17 protein-coding genes are annotated in these 20,194 nt (G+C 71.6%); 13 read left to right on the forward strand and 4 right to left on the reverse strand.

Annotation, left to right across the window (positions count from 1 at the left end; translation table 11 throughout):
• Positions 1 to 143 precede the first annotated feature (143 nt).
• The 8 genes from ruvC to ABEE00_RS08605 all read left to right on the forward strand — a co-directional run bounded on the left by ruvC (position 144) and on the right by ABEE00_RS08605 (position 9,695).
• The gene (gene ruvC, locus ABEE00_RS08570; RefSeq protein ID WP_345744686.1) at positions 144 to 806 is read left to right on the forward strand and encodes a crossover junction endodeoxyribonuclease RuvC; all 663 of its coding nucleotides are present in this window, start codon (positions 144 to 146) and stop codon (positions 804 to 806) included.
• The gene (gene ruvA, locus ABEE00_RS08575) at positions 803 to 1,435 is read left to right on the forward strand and encodes a Holliday junction branch migration protein RuvA (RefSeq protein ID WP_345744687.1); all 633 of its coding nucleotides are present in this window, start codon (positions 803 to 805) and stop codon (positions 1,433 to 1,435) included. Before ruvC ends, ruvA begins: the two co-directional genes overlap by 4 nt.
• Positions 1,436 to 1,493: 58 nt before the next feature.
• Positions 1,494 to 2,582 carry a Holliday junction branch migration DNA helicase RuvB gene (ruvB, locus tag ABEE00_RS08580; protein ID WP_345744688.1) on the forward strand — a complete coding sequence of 363 codons (1,089 nt, stop codon included), beginning with the start codon at positions 1,494 to 1,496 and terminating at the stop codon, positions 2,580 to 2,582.
• 191 nt (positions 2,583 to 2,773) lie between these two features.
• Positions 2,774 to 3,271, forward strand: a complete 498-nt coding sequence (gene yajC / locus ABEE00_RS08585) for a preprotein translocase subunit YajC (protein WP_345744689.1) — start codon at positions 2,774 to 2,776, stop codon at positions 3,269 to 3,271.
• A gap of 127 nt (positions 3,272 to 3,398) precedes the next feature.
• Positions 3,399 to 5,132: a protein translocase subunit SecD gene (gene secD / locus ABEE00_RS08590; RefSeq protein ID WP_345744690.1), complete on the forward strand. Its 1,734-nt coding sequence runs from the start codon at positions 3,399 to 3,401 to the stop codon at positions 5,130 to 5,132.
• Between the two features lies 1 nt (position 5,133).
• Positions 5,134 to 6,294 (forward strand): protein translocase subunit SecF, encoded by a 1,161-nt coding sequence (gene secF / locus ABEE00_RS08595; protein ID WP_345744691.1) that lies wholly within the window; start codon positions 5,134 to 5,136, stop codon positions 6,292 to 6,294.
• A gap of 53 nt (positions 6,295 to 6,347) precedes the next feature.
• Positions 6,348 to 6,890 carry an adenine phosphoribosyltransferase gene (locus ABEE00_RS08600; RefSeq protein WP_345744975.1) on the forward strand — a complete coding sequence of 181 codons (543 nt, stop codon included), beginning with the start codon at positions 6,348 to 6,350 and terminating at the stop codon, positions 6,888 to 6,890.
• Between the two features lie 150 nt (positions 6,891 to 7,040).
• Positions 7,041 to 9,695 carry a RelA/SpoT family protein gene (locus ABEE00_RS08605; protein ID WP_451918521.1) on the forward strand — a complete coding sequence of 885 codons (2,655 nt, stop codon included), beginning with the start codon at positions 7,041 to 7,043 and terminating at the stop codon, positions 9,693 to 9,695.
• A gap of 91 nt (positions 9,696 to 9,786) precedes the next feature.
• Here ABEE00_RS08605 and ABEE00_RS08610 read toward each other — a convergent pair whose 3' ends face one another.
• Positions 9,787 to 11,016 (reverse strand): DUF349 domain-containing protein, encoded by a 1,230-nt coding sequence (locus ABEE00_RS08610; protein WP_345744693.1) that lies wholly within the window; start codon positions 11,014 to 11,016, stop codon positions 9,787 to 9,789.
• A gap of 391 nt (positions 11,017 to 11,407) precedes the next feature.
• Entirely contained in the window at positions 11,408 to 11,587 is a 180-nt protein-coding gene (locus ABEE00_RS08615; protein ID WP_345744694.1) for a hypothetical protein, read from the reverse strand.
• Between the two features lie 167 nt (positions 11,588 to 11,754).
• On the opposite strand from ABEE00_RS08615, the gene ABEE00_RS08620 reads away from it, so the two are divergent.
• The 4 genes from ABEE00_RS08620 to ABEE00_RS08635 all read left to right on the forward strand — a co-directional run bounded on the left by ABEE00_RS08620 (position 11,755) and on the right by ABEE00_RS08635 (position 15,993).
• Positions 11,755 to 12,471, forward strand: coding sequence for an MBL fold metallo-hydrolase (locus tag ABEE00_RS08620; protein ID WP_345744695.1), 717 nt, complete (start codon positions 11,755 to 11,757; stop codon positions 12,469 to 12,471).
• A gap of 10 nt (positions 12,472 to 12,481) precedes the next feature.
• Complete coding sequence (hisS, locus tag ABEE00_RS08625; RefSeq protein ID WP_345744696.1) at positions 12,482 to 13,744, forward strand: histidine--tRNA ligase; 1,263 nt, start codon at positions 12,482 to 12,484, stop codon at positions 13,742 to 13,744.
• A 120-nt stretch (positions 13,745 to 13,864) separates the two neighbouring features.
• A complete protein-coding gene (locus tag ABEE00_RS08630) occupies positions 13,865 to 14,506 on the forward strand; it encodes a vitamin K epoxide reductase family protein (protein WP_345744697.1) in 642 nt (213 codons plus the stop codon).
• A gap of 125 nt (positions 14,507 to 14,631) precedes the next feature.
• Positions 14,632 to 15,993, forward strand: coding sequence for a replication-associated recombination protein A (locus tag ABEE00_RS08635; RefSeq protein ID WP_345744698.1), 1,362 nt, complete (start codon positions 14,632 to 14,634; stop codon positions 15,991 to 15,993).
• Positions 15,994 to 16,126: 133 nt separating this feature from the next.
• Here the strand turns inward: ABEE00_RS08635 and ABEE00_RS08640 are convergent, their stop codons facing one another.
• Positions 16,127 to 16,969 (reverse strand): DUF2470 domain-containing protein, encoded by an 843-nt coding sequence (locus ABEE00_RS08640; RefSeq protein WP_345744699.1) that lies wholly within the window; start codon positions 16,967 to 16,969, stop codon positions 16,127 to 16,129.
• Positions 16,970 to 17,024: 55 nt separating this feature from the next.
• Here ABEE00_RS08640 and rpsD point away from each other — a divergent pair, with 55 nt between their 5' ends.
• A complete protein-coding gene (gene rpsD, locus ABEE00_RS08645) occupies positions 17,025 to 17,636 on the forward strand; it encodes a 30S ribosomal protein S4 (RefSeq protein WP_345744700.1) in 612 nt (203 codons plus the stop codon).
• A 279-nt stretch (positions 17,637 to 17,915) separates the two neighbouring features.
• On the opposite strand, the gene ABEE00_RS08650 is transcribed toward rpsD, so the two are convergent.
• Entirely contained in the window at positions 17,916 to 20,192 is a 2,277-nt protein-coding gene (locus tag ABEE00_RS08650; protein WP_345744701.1) for an ATP-binding protein, read from the reverse strand.
• Positions 20,193 to 20,194 lie beyond the last annotated feature (2 nt).

Consider the following 20,194-nt stretch of genomic DNA (forward strand, 5'->3'; position numbering starts at 1 on the left):
TGTGAGCTGCGAGCCTTCTCTCCACAGGCCGGCGGGGCGTGTCCCCGTCGGCCTGTTGTCGGCAGTGGCCGCTAACCTGCAGGAACACAGGAACAGTTGACCGAGGTGAGCGGCGCCCGCGCGGCGGGCAGGGGAGGGAAGCGGTGCGTGTGCTGGGGGTCGACCCGGGCCTGACCCGCTGCGGCATCGGCGTCGTGGAGGGCACCGCGGGGCGCCCGCTGACCATGGCGGGAGTCGGCGTGATCCGTACGCCCGCGGACGCCGAGATCGCCGAGCGGCTGGTGCTGATCGAGCGCGGCATGGACGAGTGGCTGGACTCCCACGAGCCCGAAGCGGTCGCCGTGGAGCGGGTGTTCAGCCAGCACAACGTCAGCACGGTGATGGGCACCGCGCAGGCCAGCGCCGTGGCCATGCTGTGCGCCGCGCGCCGCGGGCTGCCCGTCGCGCTGCACACGCCGAGCGAGGTGAAGGCCGCCGTCACCGGCACGGGCCGCGCCGAGAAGGACCAGGTCGGCACCATGGTCGCCCGGCTCCTGCGGCTCACTTCGCCGCCCAAGCCGGCCGACGCGGCCGACGCGCTCGCGCTGGCCATCTGCCACATCTGGCGCGCCCCCGCGCAGCAGCGCCTCACCAAGCTCCAGCAACTGCACGCGGCGCACGCCGCTCAGCAGCCCTCCCGCACGGCGGGCGCCACCGGCAAGGGCCGGCCCGCCGCAGGGAAGGCCCCGCGCCCCTCCGCCTCCAAGCCGTCCGCCTCCAAGCCCTCCGCCTCCGGGCCCGCACCCTCCAGAAAGGGCAACCGATGATCGCGTTCGTCAGCGGCCCCGTCGCCGCGCTCGCCCCCGACTCCGCGGTGATCGAGGTGGGCGGCGTCGGCATGTCCGTGCAGTGCACCCCGGGCACCCTCGCCGAGCTGCGGACCGGGCAGGACGCGCGGCTGGCCACGTCGCTGGTGGTCAGGGAGGACTCGCTGACGCTGTACGGCTTCGCGGACGACGACGAGCGGCAGGTGTTCGAGCTCCTCCAGACCGCCAGCGGCGTCGGGCCCCGGCTCGCCCAGGCCATGCTCGCGGTGCACGCGCCCGACGCGCTGCGCCAGGCCGTCTCCTCCGGCGACGAGAAGGCCCTCACCGCGGTCCCCGGCATCGGCAAGAAGGGCGCGCAGAAGCTCCTGCTGGAGCTCAAGGACCGGCTCGGCGAGCCGCTGGGCACGGGCGCGCACTCCGCGGCGCAGGGCGTGGGCACCGCCGTGAGCGCGGGCTGGCGCGATCAGCTCCACTCCGCGCTGCTGGGCCTGGGATACGCGACCCGCGAGGCCGACGAGGCCGTCTCGGCGGTGGCGCCGCAGGCCGAGGCCGCGGCGGCCGAGGGCGCCGAACCGCCGGTGCCGCAGCTCCTGCGCGCCGCGCTCCAGACACTCAACAAGGCGCGCTGAGCCGCCCGTCCGGGCCGCCGCGCAGCCACGTACCAAGCCACGCCGGGAGGCGCACGAGATGACCAGGGACGAGGGGACCGCCGAGGAAGCGGAGGCCGACGGGCGGCTCGTCGGCGCCGAGGCGGACGGCGAGGACAGCGCGGTCGAGGCCGCGCTGCGCCCCAAGGAGCTCGGCGACTTCGTCGGCCAGCCCAAGGTCCGCGAGCAGCTCGGCCTGGTGCTCCAGGCGGCCCGCCAGCGCAGCGGCACCGCCGATCACGTGCTGCTCTCCGGTGCGCCGGGGCTGGGCAAGACCACCCTCGCGATGATCGTCGCGAGCGAGATGGGCGCCCCGATCCGGATCACTTCGGGGCCCGCCATCCAGCACGCGGGCGACCTCGCCTCGATCCTCTCCTCGCTCCAGGAGGGCGAGGTGCTCTTCCTCGACGAGATCCACCGGATGTCCCGGCCCGCCGAGGAGATGCTGTACATGGCGATGGAGGACTTCCGCGTCGACGTGATCGTCGGCAAGGGTCCAGGGGCCACCGCCATCCCCCTGGAGCTGCCGCCCTTCACGCTGGTAGGCGCCACCACCAGGGCGGGCCTGCTGCCGCCTCCGCTGCGCGACCGCTTCGGCTTCACCGGGCACATGGAGTTCTACGAGCCCGCCGAGCTGGAGCAGGTGATCCACCGCTCCGCGGGGCTGCTGGACGTACGGATCGACGCCGAGGGCGCCTCCGAGATCGCCGGGCGGTCCCGCGGCACCCCGCGCATCGCCAACCGCCTGCTGCGCAGGGTCAGGGACTACGCGCAGGTCAAGGCCGACGGCGAAATCAACCGCGAGATCGCCGCGCGTGCTCTGGACGTGTACGAGGTGGACGGCCGCGGCCTCGACCGTCTTGACCGCGCGGTGCTGGGCTCGCTGCTCAAGCTGTTCGGCGGCGGCCCCGTGGGCCTGTCCACCCTCGCGGTCGCGGTGGGGGAGGAGCGCGAGACGGTCGAGGAGGTGGCCGAGCCCTTCCTCGTACGGGAGGGGCTGCTGGCGCGCACTCCGCGCGGCCGGGTCGCCACACCCGCCGCGTGGGCGCACATGGACCTCGTACCGCCGCAGTCGAAGGGCCCCGGCGGAACGGGAGGTTCCGGACAAGCCGGTCTTTTTGGATTGTGACCGGCGGAATTCGGCGGCGCGGAGGCGAGACGGGTCAGGAACCCCAGTGCCATGCTTGACGTTGTTGCAGTGGCGAGAGCTCGCTTAGACTCCGCCGACGCCATCCGTCCAGGACGGCTTGCCCCTTACCCCGAAGACCAGGCCGCAGTCCGCGGTCGTGCGAAGGAAACTCTTCCGCCGTGAATAATGTCGTGACTCTCCTCCCGTTCATCGTGCTCATCGGGGCCATGTTCCTGATGACGCGCTCCGCCAAGAAGAAGCAGGCTCAGGCCGCGAACATGCGCGAGTCGATGCAGCCGGGCACGGGGGTGCGCACGATCGGAGGCATGTACGCCACCGTCAAGGAGGTGCGGGACGACACCGTCCTCCTCGAGGTGGCCCCGGGCGTGCACTCGCTGTTCGCCAAGAACGCCATCGGCGCGGTCCTCGAGTCCGCCGAGTTCGACCGCATCCTCAACGGCGGCGCCGAGGACCTCAAGAGCGCCGACGCCCCCGTGGTGCCGGACGACGCCTCCTCCCTGACCGAGGCCGAGCCCGAGGACGAGCCCGCCGGCGGCAAGCCGGACTTCACCAAGTCCTCCGGGGACGAGGACGCCGACACGCCCGCGGAGAAGGAGACTTCGCAGGATGAGGCGGACTCCGCCGACTCCAAGGACGCCAAGCGGGACGGTGAATCCGACGCCAAGTAAGGTCGGCGCCGCCGGGTCTTGACCCGACCCGGCGGCGAAGCACGTCCGCAGACCACTTTGCGCGCCGCGTGGTGTCCGGCCCGAGTCCTAGGCCGGCACCGGCGGTTGGACAGGGAGAGACGAGAAGGTGGCAGCACCGAAAAAGGGCCGCAGGGCCCCGGGCGCCCAGGGGAAGCCATGGCGCTCCCTGACGCTGATCGCAATCGTCATGGCCGCCCTTGTCGGAGGGATGTTCGTCTCCGGCACCAAGACGCCGCGCCTCGGTATCGACCTCGCGGGCGGTACGAGCATCACGCTGGCGGCCAAGAACCAGCCGGGTAAGCCGAACGCGATCAACCCGACCAACATGGCCACCGCTGTGAGCATCATCAATCAGCGGGTGAACGGTCTGGGCGTGTCCGAGGCGGAGGTCCAGACCCAGGGCAGCGACCACATCGTTGCCAACATCCCCAAGGGGACCAACTCCAAGCAGGCGGAGCAACAGGTCGGTACGACGGCCGAGTTGGCCTTCCGCCCGGTGCTGACCGCCGCCCCCTCCACCAGCCAGCCGCAGAAGCCCGGCTCCTCCCCGTCCACCGGGACGGGTTCCAAGGAGAAGCAGGAGAAGGGCTCTTCGGCTCCGCAGGGCCGCGCCGTCACCGACGGCGTCAAGGCGCACCCGGCCGCCGATCCCACGCCGAAGCCCGGCGAGGGCGGCAAGCAGCAGCCGACCCAGCCGCCGTCGCAGCCGCAGCAGCCCGCGGCCCCCGGAGTCTCGCCGAAGCTCAACAAGGAGCTCCAGCAGCTCGACTGCAGCACCAAGAAGGCCAAGGGGCAGGCCGGCACGAAGGCCGCGAACGCCAAGCCGGAGGACCCGGTCGTCGCCTGCGACCAGAAGCTCAAGGCCAAGTACGTCCTCGGCCCGACGGCGGTGCAGGGCAAGCACGTCAAGAGCGCCAAGGCGACCATGGACCCGCAGCGCGGCCAGTGGATCGTCAACATGAACTTCGACGACACCGGTTCGCAGCAGTTCAGCAACATCACCGGCAAGCTGATGAAGAAGCAGCAGCCGCAGAACCAGTTCGCCATCGTGATGGACGGCTCGGTGGTCTCCGCCCCGTCCGTCCAGTCGAAGCTGAGCTCCAGCGCCGAGATCTCCGGCAGCTTCACCCAGGAGTCCGCCGAGGAGCTGGCGAACGTCCTCTCCTACGGCGCGCTGCCGCTGACCTTCGAGAAGTCCGACGTCACCACGGTGACCCCGGCGCTCGGCAGCGACCAGCTGCACGCCGGTCTCGTGGCGGGCGCCATCGGCCTCGCGCTGGTGATCGTCTACCTCATCGCGTACTACCGCGGGCTGTCCTTCATCGCGATCCTCAGCCTGCTGGTCTCCGCGATCCTCACGTACACGATCATGACCTTGCTCGGTCCGGCGATGGGCTTCGCCCTCAACCTGCCGGCGGTGTGTGGTGCGATCGTTGCGCTCGGCATCACCGCGGACTCCTTCATCGTCTACTTCGAACGCATCCGTGACGAAGTGAGAGAGGGCCGCACCCTGCGGCCCGCGGTGGCCCGTGCCTGGCCGCGCGCCCGGCGCACCATCCTGGTGTCCGATTTCGTGTCGTTCCTGTCCGCCGCGGTGCTGTTCGCCGTCACGGTCGGCAAGGTGCAGGGCTTCGCGTTCACGCTGGGCCTGACCACCGCGCTCGACGTCGTCGTGGTGTTCTTCTTCACCAAGCCGCTGATGACGATCCTCGCGGGCAAGAAGTTCTTCGCCAGCGGCCACCCCTGGTCGGGGCTCGACCCCAAGCGGCTCGGCGCGAAGCCGCCGCTGCGCCGCGGCCGCGGCCGCCCCACCGCCGGTTCCGACCCGAAGGAGGCCTGAGATGTCGCGGCTCGGAAGCATCGGCGCCAAGCTCTACCGCGGTGAGGTCGGCTACGACTTCATCGGCCACCGCAAGCTGTGGTACGGCGTCTCCATCCTGATCACCATCACGGCGATCGTCGGCCTCGCGGTGCGCGGCCTCAACATGGGCATCGAGTTCGAGGGCGGCGCCGTCCTCACCACGCCCAAGACCTCCGCGTCCGTGGAGCAGACCACGCACATCGCGGAGAAGGCGTCGGGCCATCAGGCCATCGTCCAGCAGACCGGCGGCGGCAAGATGCGCATCCAGGTCTCCGGCGTGAGCACCAAGACCTCGGCCGGGGTCAAGGAGCAGATCGCCCAGGACCTCAAGGTCGACGCCAACAAGATCGACACCCAGCTCGTCGGCCCGAGCTGGGGCAAGGAGATCGCGAACAAGGCCTGGCTGGGCCTGGGCATCTTCATGGTGCTGGTGGTCATCTATCTGGCCATCGCCTTCGAGTGGCGCATGGCACTGGCGGCCCTCATCGCGCTGATCCACGACATCACGATCACCGTCGGCGTCTATGCGCTGGTGGGCTTCGAGGTGACACCCGGCACGGTGATCGGTCTGCTGACGATTCTGGGTTATTCGCTCTATGACACGGTCGTCGTCTTCGACGGCCTCAAGGAAGCGTCCAAGAACGTCACCAAGCAGACCCGGCGCACCTACAGCGAGATCGCCAACCGCTCGATCAACGGCACCCTGGTCCGCTCGATCAACACCACCGTGGTGGCGCTGCTGCCGGTGGCGGGCCTGCTGTTCATCGGCGGCGGGATGCTCGGCGGCGGCATGCTGAACGACATCGCGCTCTCCCTCTTCGTGGGCCTCGCGGCCGGCGCGTACTCCTCGATCTTCATCGCCACCCCGCTGGTGGCCGACTTCAAGGAGCGCGAGCCCCAGATGAAGGCGCTCAAGCGCCGGGTGCTGGCCAAGCGCGCCAAGGAGGAGGGCACCGAGGGCGGCCACGCTCCCTCGTACACCACGTACGGCGACGACGAGCGGTACGAGGACGAGGAGGAGCCCGAGGACGAGGCTCCCGAGGGCGCGGCGACGGCGGGCGCGGGCGCCACCCGCGGACCGCGCCGCCAGCCCGTCTCGCGCAGCCGCAGCGACCGCGGCTCTTCAGGAAAGCGCAGGTGAGCCGGGTGAGCTCGGTGGAGACCGGCAGTCAGGCCGCGGGTCAGGACGGACCCGTGACCGAGGAGGTGCGGCAGCTCCTGGTCAGCCGCATCCGGGACGTGCCCGACTATCCGCAGCGGGGCGTGACGTTCAAGGACATCACGCCGCTGCTGGCCGACCCGGTCGCGTTCGGCGCGCTGACCGGCGTGCTGGCGGAGCTGTGCGAGCGGTACGGGGCCACCAAGGTGGCCGGTCTGGAGGCGCGCGGCTTCATCCTGGCCGCGCCCGCCGCGGTCCGCGCCGGCGTCGGCTTCCTGCCGGTGCGCAAGGCGGGCAAGCTGCCGGGCGCCACCCTGTCGCAGTCCTACGACCTGGAGTACGGCAGCGCCGAGATAGAGCTGCACGCCGAGGACCTGGCGCCGGGCGACCGCGTGCTGGTCATCGACGACGTGCTCGCCACCGGCGGCACGGCCGAGGCGTCGCTCCAGCTCATCCGGCGGGCCGGCGCACAGGTCGCGGGCCTGGCCGTGCTGATGGAGCTCGGCTTCCTGCCGGGCCGCGGCAGGGTCTCCGGCGCCCTGGACGGTGCGCCGCTGGAGGCGCTGGTCACGGTGTGAAGCCCCAGGGGGAAGACCCCCGGCGGGCATAGAGCGGCCACCCCGTGCGTTGCGCGGGGTGGCCGTCGTATAACGGCCGGAAACCCGGTCGACGCCATGGCCATGGCCGATGTCGATACCATGGCAGTCCGACCTGGGGTCCAACGAGGAGTGCTCTTGCCAGACGAGGCCCAGCCGCTGAGCGCCGCCCAGCGCCAGGAGAAAGGCCGCACCGGTTCCGCCGCGGCGGCCGGGGACGCGACGTCCCGCGACTCCCGCGGTGGCGCCTCCCGCACCGGCTCCACCCCCGCAGATCCCGCCACCAACGGCTCGGGCGCGCACGGCTCCGACGGCAAGGGTCCCGATGGCAAGGGCTCCGACGGCAAGGGCGGCGGTCCGGGGACGGACTCCGCGACCGCCTCCGCCACGGGCTCGGGTTCCGGCTCGGGCTCCGCTTCCGCCGCCGCGGCCCGCGAGCGGGTCGCGCCGGCCCGCGCCGTGTCCGGCGTCTCGGGGCGCTCCGGGTCCTCCAACCGCGTGCGGGCCCGTCTCGCGCGCCTCGGGGTCCAGCGCTCCAGCCCGTTCAACCCGGTGCTGGAGCCGCTGCTGCGGATAGTGCGCAGCAACGACCCGAAGATCGAGTCCTCCACGCTGCGCCAGATCGAGCGCGCGTACCAGGTCGCCGAGCGCTGGCACCGCGGCCAGAAGCGCAAGAGCGGCGATCCGTACATCACGCATCCGCTCGCGGTCACCACCATCCTGGCCGAGCTGGGCATGGACCCGGCGACGCTGATGGCGGGCCTGCTGCACGACACCGTCGAGGACACCGAGTACGGACTCGACACCCTCCGGCGGGACTTCGGCGACCAGGTCGCCCTCCTGGTGGACGGCGTCACCAAGCTGGACAAGGTCAAGTTCGGCGAGGCCGCGCAGGCCGAGACCGTGCGCAAGATGGTCGTCGCGATGGCCAAGGACCCCCGGGTGCTGGTCATCAAGCTCGCCGACCGGCTGCACAACATGCGCACCATGCGCTATCTGCGCCGCGAGAAGCAGGAGCAGAAGGCCCGCGAGACCCTGGAGATCTTCGCCCCGCTGGCCCACCGGCTGGGCATGAACACCATCAAGTGGGAGCTGGAGGACCTCGCGTTCGCGATCCTCTACCCCAAGATGTACGACGAGATCGTGCGGCTGGTCGCGGAGCGCGCCCCCAAGCGGGACGAGTATCTGGCCGTGGTCACCGACGAGGTGCAGGCCGACCTGCGCGCCGCGCGGATCAAGGCCACCGTCACCGGACGGCCCAAGCACTACTACAGCGTCTACCAGAAGATGATCGTCCGCGGCCGGGACTTCGCGGAGATCTACGACCTGGTCGGCATCCGCGTCCTGGTGGACACCGTCCGCGACTGCTATGCGGCACTCGGCACCGTGCACGCCCGCTGGAATCCCGTTCCGGGGCGGTTCAAGGACTACATCGCGATGCCGAAGTTCAACATGTACCAGTCGCTGCACACCACGGTGATCGGCCCTGGTGGCAAGCCCGTCGAGCTCCAGATCCGCACCTTCGACATGCACCGGCGCGCGGAGTACGGCATCGCCGCGCACTGGAAGTACAAGCAGCAGGCCGTGGCCGGCGCCTCCAAGGTGCGCACCGACGCGCCCAAGGGCAGCGGCAAGGAGAAGGACAAGGACCATGTCAACGACATGTCCTGGCTGCGGCAGTTGCTCGACTGGCAGAAGGAGACCGAGGACCCGGGCGAGTTCCTGGAGTCGCTGCGCTTCGACCTCTCGCGCAACGAGGTCTTCGTCTTCACGCCGAAGGGCGACGTCATAGCGCTGCCCGCGGGGGCCACGCCGGTGGACTTCGCGTACGCGGTGCACACCGAGGTCGGCCACCGCACGATAGGGGCGCGGGTCAACGGCCGCCTCGTGCCGCTGGAGTCGACCCTCGACAACGGCGACACGGTGGAGGTCTTCACCTCCAAGGCGCCCGGTGCGGGCCCCTCCCGCGACTGGCTCGGCTTCGTGAAGTCGCCGCGCGCACGCAACAAGATCCGCGCCTGGTTCACCCGCGAGCGCCGCGACGAGGCCATCGAGCAGGGCAAGGACGCCATCGCGCGGGCCATGCGCAAGCAGAACCTGCCGATCCAGCGCATCCTCACCGGCGACTCGCTGGTCACGCTCGCGCACGAGATGCGCTATCCGGACATCTCCGCGCTGTACGCGGCGATCGGCGAGGGCCATGTCACCGCGCAGAGCGTCGTACAGAAGCTCGTGCAGGCGCTCGGCGGCGAGGAGGCGGCCAACGAGGACCTGGCCGAGACCTCGCCCCCGGCGCGCAAGCGCACCAAGCGGCGCGCGCACACCGATCCCGGAGTGATCGTCAAGGGCGTCGACGACGTGTGGGTCAAGCTGGCCCGCTGCTGTACGCCGGTGCCGGGCGACCCCATCATCGGCTTCGTGACGCGGGGCAACGGCGTCTCCGTGCACCGCAACGACTGCGTGAACATCGACTCGTTGTCCAAGGAGCCCGAGCGGATCCTGGAGGTCGAGTGGGCGCCCACCCAGTCATCGGTGTTCCTGGTCGCCATCCAGGTCGAGGCGCTGGACCGCTCGCGGCTGCTCTCCGACGTCACGCGGGTCCTGTCCGACCAGCACGTCAACATCCTGTCCGCCGCGGTGCAGACCTCCCGTGACCGGGTGGCCACCTCCCGCTTCACCTTCGAGATGGGCGACCCGAAGCACCTGGGCCACGTCCTCAAGGCGGTCAGGGGAGTCGAGGGCGTCTACGACGTCTACCGGGTGACCTCGGCACGCAGGCCCTCCTGAAGCCCGCCTGAAACACCCTCAGCCGCATATGAGTTGAGCCCCGGCGCCTGGCGCCGGGGCTCAACTCATGCCACACACATGCGGCGGGGTGTCAGCCGCCGAACTCCTCCAGGCCCTTCAGCGCCTGGTCCAGAAGCTGCTGGCGCCCCGCGAGCTCCTTCTCCAGCTTCTCCGCCTTCGCGGTGTTGCCCGCCGAACGCGCCTGCTCGGCCTGCGCGCGCAGCTTGTCCACCGCGTCCTGGAGCTGGCCGGTGAGACCCGCTGCGCGGGCCCGCGCCTCCGGGTTGGTGCGGCGCCACTCGGCCTCCTCGGCCTCCTGGATCGCGCGCTCCACCGCGTGCATCCGGCCCTCGATCTTCGCCTTGGAGTCGCGCGGCACGTGGCCGATCGCGTCCCAGCGCTCGTTGATCGAACGGAACGCGCCGCGGGCCGACTTGAGGTCGGTGACCGGGAGCAGCTTCTCCGCCTCGGCGGCCAGCTCCTCCTTGAGCGTCAGATTCTCCCGCTGCTCGGCGTCGCGCTCCGCGAACACCTCGCCGCGCGCCTGGAAGAAGACGTCCTGGGCGCCGCGGAAGCGCCGCCACAGATCGTCCTCGTACTCCCGCTGGGCGCGGCCCGCGGCCTTCCACTCCTGCATCAGCTCGCGGTACTTGGCGGCCGTCGGGCCCCAGTCGCGCGAGTCGGAGAGCGCCTCGGCCTCGGCGACCAGCTTCTCCTTGCGCTTGCGCGCCTCCTCGCGCTGCGCGTCCAGCTGCGCGAAGTGCGCCTTGCGGCGCTTGGAGAACGCCGAGCGGGCGTGCGAGAAGCGGTGCCACAGCTCGTCGTCGGTCTTGCGGTCCAGGCGGGGCAGGCCCTTCCAGGTCTCCACCAGGGCCCGCAGCCGCTCGCCCGCCGCGCGCCACTGCTCGCTCTGCGCCAGCTCCTCGGCCTCGGCGACCAGCTCCTGCTTGGCACCCCTGGCCTCCTCCGACTGCTTGGCCTTCTGGACCTTGCGCTCCTCGCGGCGCTGCTCGACCGCCTCGACCAGCTTGTCCAGCCGCGCGCGCAGCGCGTCCAGGTCGCCGACCGCGTGGTGCTCGTCCACCTGTTCCCGCAGGTGGCCGATGGCGGTCATGGCGTCCTTGGCGGACAGGTCGGTGCTCTTCAGGCGGCGTTCGAGGAGGCCGATCTCCACGACCAGGCCCTCGTACTTGCGCTTGAAGTAGGCGAGCGCCTCTTCGGGGGAGCCCGCCTGCCACGAGCCGACGACCTTCTCGCCGTCCGCCGTACGCACGTACACGGTCCCCGCCTCGTCGACGCGGCCCCACGGGTCGCTGCTCACAGCGCCTCCTCCACATGATGCTCGTGAGGGGTCGCGGCGGCCCGCCACAGCCTTGTGCTGTGCGGTCCGCGGGCCCCCGGCATCGTCCACAGTTCTCGTCTAGGCCAACATAGGCGACCGGTGGCACCGCTGTCCGCATCCGGCCGGGGCGAAATTTCTGGTTCGTACGCGGTGCTCGCCCGGACACACGCCGCGCCGGTCGCACCCGGTCAGGGCTCGCGCGGCACCGCCCGGACGGCGACAACTCCGGAAGCCGGCGCCGTGTTCCCGCCGGCCCCGCCCTTCCCGCGCCGCGCGCCCGCTCCCGCCGTCCGTACGCGGCCGGGCACGGCGGCCAAGTGCCGCACACGGCAGGGGAGTCGGACGAGGCGCCCGTACGCGGGTGTGCCGGCTACGCGCCGAAGCCGCCCGTCGCGGCGTACACGGCGCAGGCGGCGGCCAGCAGGGCCAGCACGGCGGCGAGTGCGATGCCGCGCGCGCGGAACCTGCGGCGGCGCTCCGCCTCCCGCTGCCGCCTGCGCTCGAACTTCTCGCGGGCCAGCCGCTTCCTGCGGTCTCTCGTTCTCTCCACGGGCCCTCCTCCGAGGCCGGAGCGGTGTGCCGGGCACGGCGCCGTGTGCGGGCGCGGGAGCGCGGTGCGGGCGCCGGGAACGGGTTCGCCGCGCCCGGACCGCCGCCGGTAGGCTGTGACCTCGCAGAACCGCCGTACCCCTACTGTCGGACGACTGAAGGACGATCGTGCTCGTTGCCGGGTTCCCCGCCGGGGCCTGGGGGACCAATTGTTATCTGGTCGCCCCGGGCGCGGGTGAGGAGTGCGTGATCATCGATCCGGGCCACCAGGCCGCCGAGGGCGTCCAGGAGGCCGTCGCCAAGCACCGGCTCAAGCCGGTAGCGGTGATCCTCACTCATGGCCATATCGACCATGTCGCCTCCGTGGTGCCCGTGTGCGGGGCGCATGACGTGCCCGCCTGGATCCACCCCGAGGACCGCTACATGATGAGCGACCCCGAGAAGGCCCTCGGCCGCAGCATCGGGCAGCCGCTCATGGGCGAGCTCACGGTCGGCGAGCCGGACGACGTACAGACGCTCACCGACGGGGCGAAGCTGGAGCTGGCGGGGCTCGAATTCGACGTGGCGCACGCGCCGGGCCATACCAAGGGGTCGGTGACCTTCGGGATGCCCGAACAGGCGGATGTCCCGCCTGTCTTCTTCTCGGGCGACCTGCTGTTCGCCGGCTCCGTAGGACGCTCCGACCTGCCGGGCGGCGACCACGCCGAACTCCTGCAGTCGCTGGCGCGCGTGTGCCTGCCGCTGCGGGACGAGACCGTGGTGCTGTCAGGGCACGGCCCCCAGACCACCATCGGCCAGGAGCGCGCCACCAATCCGTTCATGCGGCAGGTGGCCGCAGGCCCGGGAGCGGCGGACGCCGACGCCGCCCCGCGACGAGGAATGTGACGAAGTTTCCGTGAGCACCTTCAAGGCCCCCAAGGGCACCTACGACCTGATCCCGCCGCGCTCCGCCGGCTTCCTCGCCGTGCGCGAGGGGCTGTCGGCGCCGCTGCGCCGCGCCGGGTACGGCTATGTCGAGACCCCCGGCTTCGAGAACGTCGAGCTGTTCGCGCGCGGTGTCGGGGAGTCCACCGACATCGTGACCAAGGAGATGTACACCCTCACCACCAAGGGCGGCGACGAGCTCGCGCTGCGCCCCGAGGGCACCGCCTCCGTGCTGCGCGCCGCCCTGGAGGCGAACCTCCACAAGAGCGGCAACCTGCCGGTCAAGCTCTGGTATTCGGGCTCCTACTACCGCTATGAGCGCGCGCAGAAGGGCCGCTACCGGCACTTCTCGCAGGTCGGCGCCGAGGCCATCGGGGCCGAGGACCCGCAGCTGGACGCCGAGTTGATCATCCTGGCGCACGACGCGTACCGCTCGCTGGGCCTGAAGGACTTCCGCATCCTGCTCAACTCGCTGGGCGACAAGGAGTGCAGGCCGGTCTACCGTGCCGCGCTCCAGGACTTCCTGCGCGGCCTCGACCTCGACGAGGACACCCGCAAGCGCATCGACATCAACCCGCTGCGGGTCCTCGACGACAAGCGCGAGAGCGTCCAGAGCCAGCTCACCGGCGCGCCCATGATGCGCGACCACCTGTGCGAGGACTGCAAGGCGTACCACGAGCAGGTGCGCGAGCTCCTGACCGCGGCGGGCGTCGCGTACGAGGACGACCCGAAGCTCGTGCGCGGGCTGGACTACTACACCCGCACCACCTTCGAGTTCGTCCACGACGGCCTCGGCTCGCAGTCCGCCGTGGGCGGCGGCGGCCGCTACGACGGCCTCTCCGAGATGATCGGCGGCCCCGCGCTGCCGTCCGTGGGCTGGGCGCTGGGCGTCGACCGTACGGTGCTGGCGCTGGAGGCCGAGGGCGTGGAGCTCGAAGTGCCCTCAGCCACCGACGTGTTCGCCGTCCCGATCGGCGAGGAGGCGCGGAGCGCGGTCTTCGGCGCCGTGACGGAGCTGCGCCGCGCGGGCGTCGCCGCCGACCTCGCGTACGGCGGCAAGGGCATGAAGAACGCGATGAAGTCCGCCAACCGCTCCGGCGCGCGCTTCGCGCTGCTCATCGGCGAGCGCGACCTCGCCGAGGGTGTGGCCCAGCTCAAGGACCTGGAGAGCGGGGAGCAGGACCCGGTGGCACTCGATCGTGTGGTGGCCGAAGTGCGGTCCCGGCTCGGGTGATTCACGGCTGAGAAAGTGGTCCCTGGTGCACAATTGGCGGCACCAGGGACCATTCATGTTTCCGCAGGGCGCGGCTGCGCGGCCCGTGCGGAGGACCGAGACGACAGGACGAGCAGGGCTATGGCGACCACGGCACCGAGGGACGAGACACGTACAGGCTCAGGCCCGGCGGCCACCGTCAGAGCCTCGGCCGGCACGGGGCGCGCCTTCGCGTGGATGCTGATCGTCACGGCGGCCGCCGGCATCCTGGCCTCCTGGGTGATCACGCTCGACAAGTTCAAGCTGCTGGAGGACCCCAACTTCAAGCCCGGGTGCAGCATGAACCCGGTGGTCTCCTGCGGCAGCGTCATGAAGAGCGACCAGGCGGCCGCCTTCGGCGCGCCGAACCCCATGATCGGCCTGGTCGCCTACGCGATCGTGGTCTGCGTGGGCGTGACCCTGCTGACCGGCGCCCGCTTCCCGCGCTGGTATTGGCTCACCTTCAACGCCGGCACCCTCTTCGGCGTCGGCTTCTGCACCTGGCTGATGTACCAGTCGCTGTACAACATCAACGCCCTCTGCCTGTGGTGCTGCCTCGCGTGGGCGGCCACCATCGTCATGTTCTGGTACGTGACGGCGCACAACGTGAAGAATGGTTTCCTGCCGACGCCGCGCGGGGTGCGCGGGTTCTTCGAGGAGTTCCCGTGGGTGATGCCGGTGCTGCACATGGGCATCATCGGCATGCTGATCCTGACCCGCTGGTGGAACTTCTGGACGAGCTGAGGCGGTCGGCCGCCTGAGCTGGAGCCGAGCCCGGAGCCGACTTCGGAGCCGAACACGGGGCCGCGGGCCGGGGTGTGATCCCCGGCCCGCTTCGGTTGTCAGTGGTCTGACTTAGGGTTTCCGGCGTGGAACCCGACCTGTTCACCGCAGCCGCCGAGGACCGTCAGGGCCAGGACCCCTCGGCCAGCCCCCTGGCCGTGCGGATGCGTCCGCGCACCCTCGACGAGGTCGTGGGGCAGCAGCATCTGCTGCGCCCGGGCTCGCCGTTGCGCCGCCTGGTGGGGGAGGGCGGCAAGGGCCCGGCCGGCGCCTCCTCGGTGCTGCTCTGGGGCCCGCCCGGCATCGGCAAGACGACCCTGGCGTATGTCGTCAGCCAGGCCACCGACGCGCGCTTCGTGGAGCTCTCCGCGATCACCGCTGGCGTGAAGGAGGTGCGCTCCGTCATCGAGGGCGCCAAGCGCTCCTCCGGCGCGTATGGCAAGGACACGGTCCTCTTCCTCGACGAGATCCACCGCTTCAGCAAGGCCCAGCAGGACTCCCTGCTTCCCGCTGTGGAGAATCGCTGGGTCACCCTCATCGCCGCCACCACCGAGAATCCGTACTTCTCGGTGATCTCCCCGCTCCTCTCCCGCTCGCTGCTGCTCACCCTGGAGCCGCTGACCGACGAGGACATCCGCGACCTGCTGCGCCGCGCGGTCGAGGAGGAGCGGGGTCTCAACGGCGCTGTGTCGCTCCCTGAGGAGGGCGAGGAGCACCTGCTGAGGATCGCCGGGGGCGACGCGCGGCGGGCGCTCACGGCGCTGGAGGCGGGCGCGGGCTCCGCGCTCGCCAAGGGGGAGAAGGAGATCTCCCTCGGCACGCTGGAGGAGGCGGTCGACCGGGCCGCGGTGAAGTACGACCGCGACGGCGACCAGCACTACGACGTCGCCAGCGCCCTCATCAAGTCCATCCGCGGCTCCGACGTGGACGCCGCGCTGCACTATCTGGCGCGCATGATCGAGGCGGGGGAGGACCCGCGGTTCATCGCCAGGCGCCTGATGATCTCCGCGAGCGAGGACATCGGGATGGCCGACCCGAGCGCGCTGCAGACCGCCGTGGCGACCGCGCAGGCCGTGGCCATGATCGGTTTCCCGGAGGCGCGGATCACGCTCGGCCAGTGCACCGTGGCGCTGGCCCTCGCGCCCAAGTCCAACGCGGCGTACATGGCGATCGACGCCGCCCTCGCGGACGTGCGCGCGGGCAAGGCGGGTCCGGTCCCGCCCCATCTGCGCGACAGCCACTACAAGGGCTCTCAGAAGCTCGGCCACGGCCAGGGCTATCAGTATCCGCACGACCTCCCGGGCGGCATCGCCGCGCAGCAGTACGCCCCGGACGAGATCCACGGCAAGCGCTACTACGAGCCCACGAGGTACGGGGCCGAGGCGCGCTACGCGGAGGTCGCCGAGCGCGTGCGGGCCCGGCTGCGGGGCGAGAGCCCGGCGGAGTAGGGCGGGAGCCCGGCGGAATGCGGTGCGGTGCGCTCCGCCGGGCTCCGGTCTCGTACGCGGGTGCGGGCCGTGGTCCGTAAGCGGACAGTTTCCGTGCCGGCACTCGCGCGGGCGGTCTCCCGCGCCCGGCTCCTCACCCCTCCTCGGCCGCGGCCTCGAAGAGCGCGTGCATGGCGCGCCTCAACTGGGCCACGTCGCCCACCGGTTCGGGGAATTCGAAGCGCGCGTCGAAGCACTGCGCCCGGCCGCAGAAGCGCACCCGCATCCCGTGCCGGTCCAGCGCCAGCGGCACCACCTGGTCGCGGACCCCGCACACGGCGTCCTCGTCCCCCAGCAGCGAGCACAGGCTGCGCACCTGCCCGTCGTGCGCGGCCGACAGGTGCTGGAGCAGCTCCGCCTCGTGCCGGGCCAGCGGATCGGGCTCGGCCGCCGCGAACTCCTCGGGCTCCACCTGCTCCTCGCCCCACAGATCGTCGACGTACGCCTCGCCGACCTCCAGGCGCAGCAGCATCCACGGGACGTCGGGAGCGGGCTGCTCGGGGCACTGCTCGGCGATGAGGCGCTCGCATTTCGGCCTGTCCCCGTTCCGCACGGGCGTGAGCCAGCCCGCGACCCAGGCCCGTCCGCGCACCCTGTGGGGGACCGCGACGGGGGCGACGTCCGTGACTTCCATCACGGCTGTGACGTCGTCGTCCTGCGCGTAGGCGGCTGCCCGAGCCGCTGGTGAGGCGGCCGGAACCAGCAACAGCACGTCTCCCTCGGGGGTCACGGCACGTGCCTCCGGGTTTCCGGCGCCGAGCGGGTCGGGGGTCGCCTGTGGGACGTCGGTTCCCGGAATGGTCAGCGACGCAGATACGCTGGACTGCACGAGGGTTCGTACGCGCTCGGCAGCGGTCGGTTGCCGGGCGTCTTCCACGGGACGCGGCTGATCCCCCTCGGCATCCGTGCCGGGCAGGGGAATCCCAGGTCGAAACATGCGATCTCCTCGACTAAGGTAAGGCTCACCTAACTTACACGGAGGTCCGTTCAACGTGAACCAGTCGCGTCCCAAGGTCAAGAAGTCGCGTGCCCTCGGCATCGCGCTGACCCCGAAGGCCGTCAAGTACTTCGAGCAGCGTCCCTACCCCCCGGGTGAGCACGGCCGCGGCCGCAAGCAGAACAGTGACTACAAGGTCCGTCTGCTCGAGAAGCAGCGTCTGCGCGCGCAGTACGACATCAGCGAGAGCCAGATGCGGAAGGCGTACGAGAGCGCCCGCAAGGCGGAGGGCAAGACCTCCGAGGCGCTCGTCGTCGACCTGGAGCTGCGCCTCGACGCCCTGGTGCTCCGCTCCGGCATCGCCCGGACCATCTACCAGGCCCGTCAGATGGTCGTGCACGGTCACATCTCGGTGAACGACCGGAAGGTCGACAAGCCGTCCTTCCGCGTGCGTCCCGACGACGTGATCATGGTGCGCGAGCGCAGCCGCAACAAGCACCCCTTCCAGGTCGCCCGCGAGGGTGGCTATGCGCCCGACGGCGAGACCCCGCGTTACCTGGAGGTCAACCTCCAGGCCCTCGCGTTCCGCCTGGACCGGAAGCCGAACCGGAAGGAAATTCCGGTGCAGTGCGACGAGCAGCTCGTCATCGAGTACTACGCTCGCTGAGCCGCATCCGCCGGAATCCTCCGGCATCTTCGCCGGCTTCGGCCGGCACGCCGGTTCGTCCGGCACGGGGCACGGACCTCCCCGGGTTTCCGCGGGTCTTCTGACCCGCGCAGGCGCGCGACGCCTTGTAGGCCACCCTCAGCACCCGCTGATGAGGTGGCCCGGCCGCGTTGCCGCACCCGGGGGCCGTGCCCCTCGGCATTTCCACACGCGAAGGCCCCGTACGGGAAACCCCACTCCCGTACGGGGCCTTCGCGACGGTCCTCGTGAGCCCGGCGCTCAGCCCGTGCCGCCGCCGCTCTCCCCGCCCGCGGGCGGCGGCGCTGCGGGCTCCCTGGGGTCGCCCGAGTCCGCGTGCTGCTCGGGCAGCCGCCCCGCCGAACCGCGCGTGGAACGGCCGCGCTGCTGCGCCCCCGCAGGGGCCTCCGGGCCCAGCCGGTGCGCGGCGTCCGCGAAGCACTCGCTGATCTCGCGGGTGACCAGCGCGGTCAGGCCGGTCTCCACGCCCCGCCGGTAGGCGCGCTCGTACGCCTCCTCGCCCAGCGCCTCGCGCACCCGCTCCCTGCACCCGGCGCTCGCACTCGCGAAGTACCGGGAGCCGAAGCGGCGGGTGCCGACCGTGCGCCAGCCGGTCACCGCCGCGCCGAGCATCTCGGCCGCGCGGGCCGGTTCGTGCTCGGCGGTCAGCGGGGCCAGGTGCTCCAGTGCCATCGCCATGCCGAGCACGTCGTGCAGCTCCCGCTTGATGGCCAGGCACTCCACGCTCAGCCGCCGCGCGCGCTCCGGCTCCCCGCGGCCCATGCACGTGTACGCGAGCACGTACAGCGCATACGAGAGCGCCCACCGCTCGCCGCTCTCCGCGGCGATGTCGCGGGCCTCCTCGCCGAGCGCCAGGGCCTGGTCGAGCTCGCCGTCGAAGGCGTGCGCCATGGCCAGTTCGACCTGGGCGAGGATCACCAGCGTGTTCAGCTCGCCCAGCGCGCGGAAGCGGTCCAGCGCGTCGCCGAGCAGCGCCTTGCCGCGCGCCATGTCGTCGCCGACCACGGCGAGGCAGCCCAGCATCTGCGTGGCGTACGCCGCCGCCGTCTCGTCGCCCTCCTCGCCGGCCAGCTCCAGGCACTCGTGCAGGGTGCCGAGCGCGGACACGGTGTCCCCGCGCACGACCGAGGCGAGACCGGAGACCCACAGCGCCTTGGCCCGCGCCTCGGGCTGCTCGCCCTCCATCGCCAGCGCGCGGTCCAGCCACAGCTGCCCCTCGGTGAGGCGCCCGCAGCCGATCCAGAAGAACCAGAGCGTGCCCGCCAGGTACTGGCCCAGGTGCGCCTCCTCCGGGCAGACGAGGCTGTGCTCCAGCGCCTGCCGGAGATTGGGCAGCTCCTGTTCCAGACGGGCCGCGACCTCCGCCTGCTGCGGGCTGAACCAGTCCAGCTCGCACCAGGTGGCCAGCCCCAGATACCAGTCGCGGTGCCGGCGCCTGAGCCGCTCGCTCTCGCCGAGCTCCTCCAGCCACTGCGCGCCGTACTCGCGGACCGTGTCCAGCAGGTGGTACCGCGCCTGGCCCGAGGGTCCCTCGCGGCCGTCCCGTACGACCACCGACTGGGCCACGAGCTGCGCGAGGACCGGCAGGACCTCCTCCACGGGCAGCTCGGGGCCGCCGGAGCACAGGTACTCGGCGGCCTCCAGGTCGAAGTCGCCGGAGAACACCGAGAGCCGCGCCCACAGCAGCCGCTCGGGGTCCGAGCACAGCTCGTGGCTCCAGCCGATCGCGGTGCGCAGCGTCTGGTGGCGCGGCACGGCGTTCCTGCTCTGCCCGGTCAGCAGCCGGAAGCGGTCATCGAGCCGGTGCGCGATCTGCTCGACGGACAGCGCGCGGAGCTGCGCCGCCGCCAGTTCGAGGGCCAGCGGGATGCCGTCCAGCCTCCTGCACAGCTCGGCGACCGCGCCCCGGTCCGCCGCGCCCGAGACCGTGAAGTCCGGCAGCACGGCCACGGCGCGCTCGGTGAACAGCGCGACGGCCTCGTCGGCGGGCATCGGCGCCAGCGTGTGCAGCCGCTCCCCGACGAGCTCCAGCGGGCGGCGGCCCGCGGCCAGCACCCGCAGCCCCGGGGCGCCGCGCAGCAGCGTGTCGGTCAACTCCGCGCATTCGGCGGCCAGATGCTCGCAGCCGTCCAGCACGAGCAGTGCCCGCTTGTCGCGCAGGTGCCGCTGGACCACGGTGCGCGGGGACCGCCCCGAGCTGTCCGAGAGGCCCAGGGCCTCGGCCACGGCGTAGTCCAGCAGGCCCTCGTCCCGCAGCGCGGAGAGGTCGACCAGCCAGACACCGTCGAAGAAGCGATCCTGCACGCGTTCGGCGGCGTGCAGCACGAGCCGGGACTTGCCGACGCCGCCCACGCCGGTGACGGTCACCAGCCGTTCGGCCTCCAACGCGGCGCAGAGGCGGGCCAGTTCGGCCTCGCGGCCGATGAAGCGATTCAGAGAAGCGGGCAGATTTCCCGGGGTGCGCGAGTCCGCGGTGGGGTCCTGTTCCGTGGAACCGGAGCGCTCAGAGGGTCCCATGA

Source organism: Streptomyces odontomachicola (assembly GCF_039605595.1).
GTDB lineage: Bacteria > Actinomycetota > Actinomycetes > Streptomycetales > Streptomycetaceae > Streptomyces.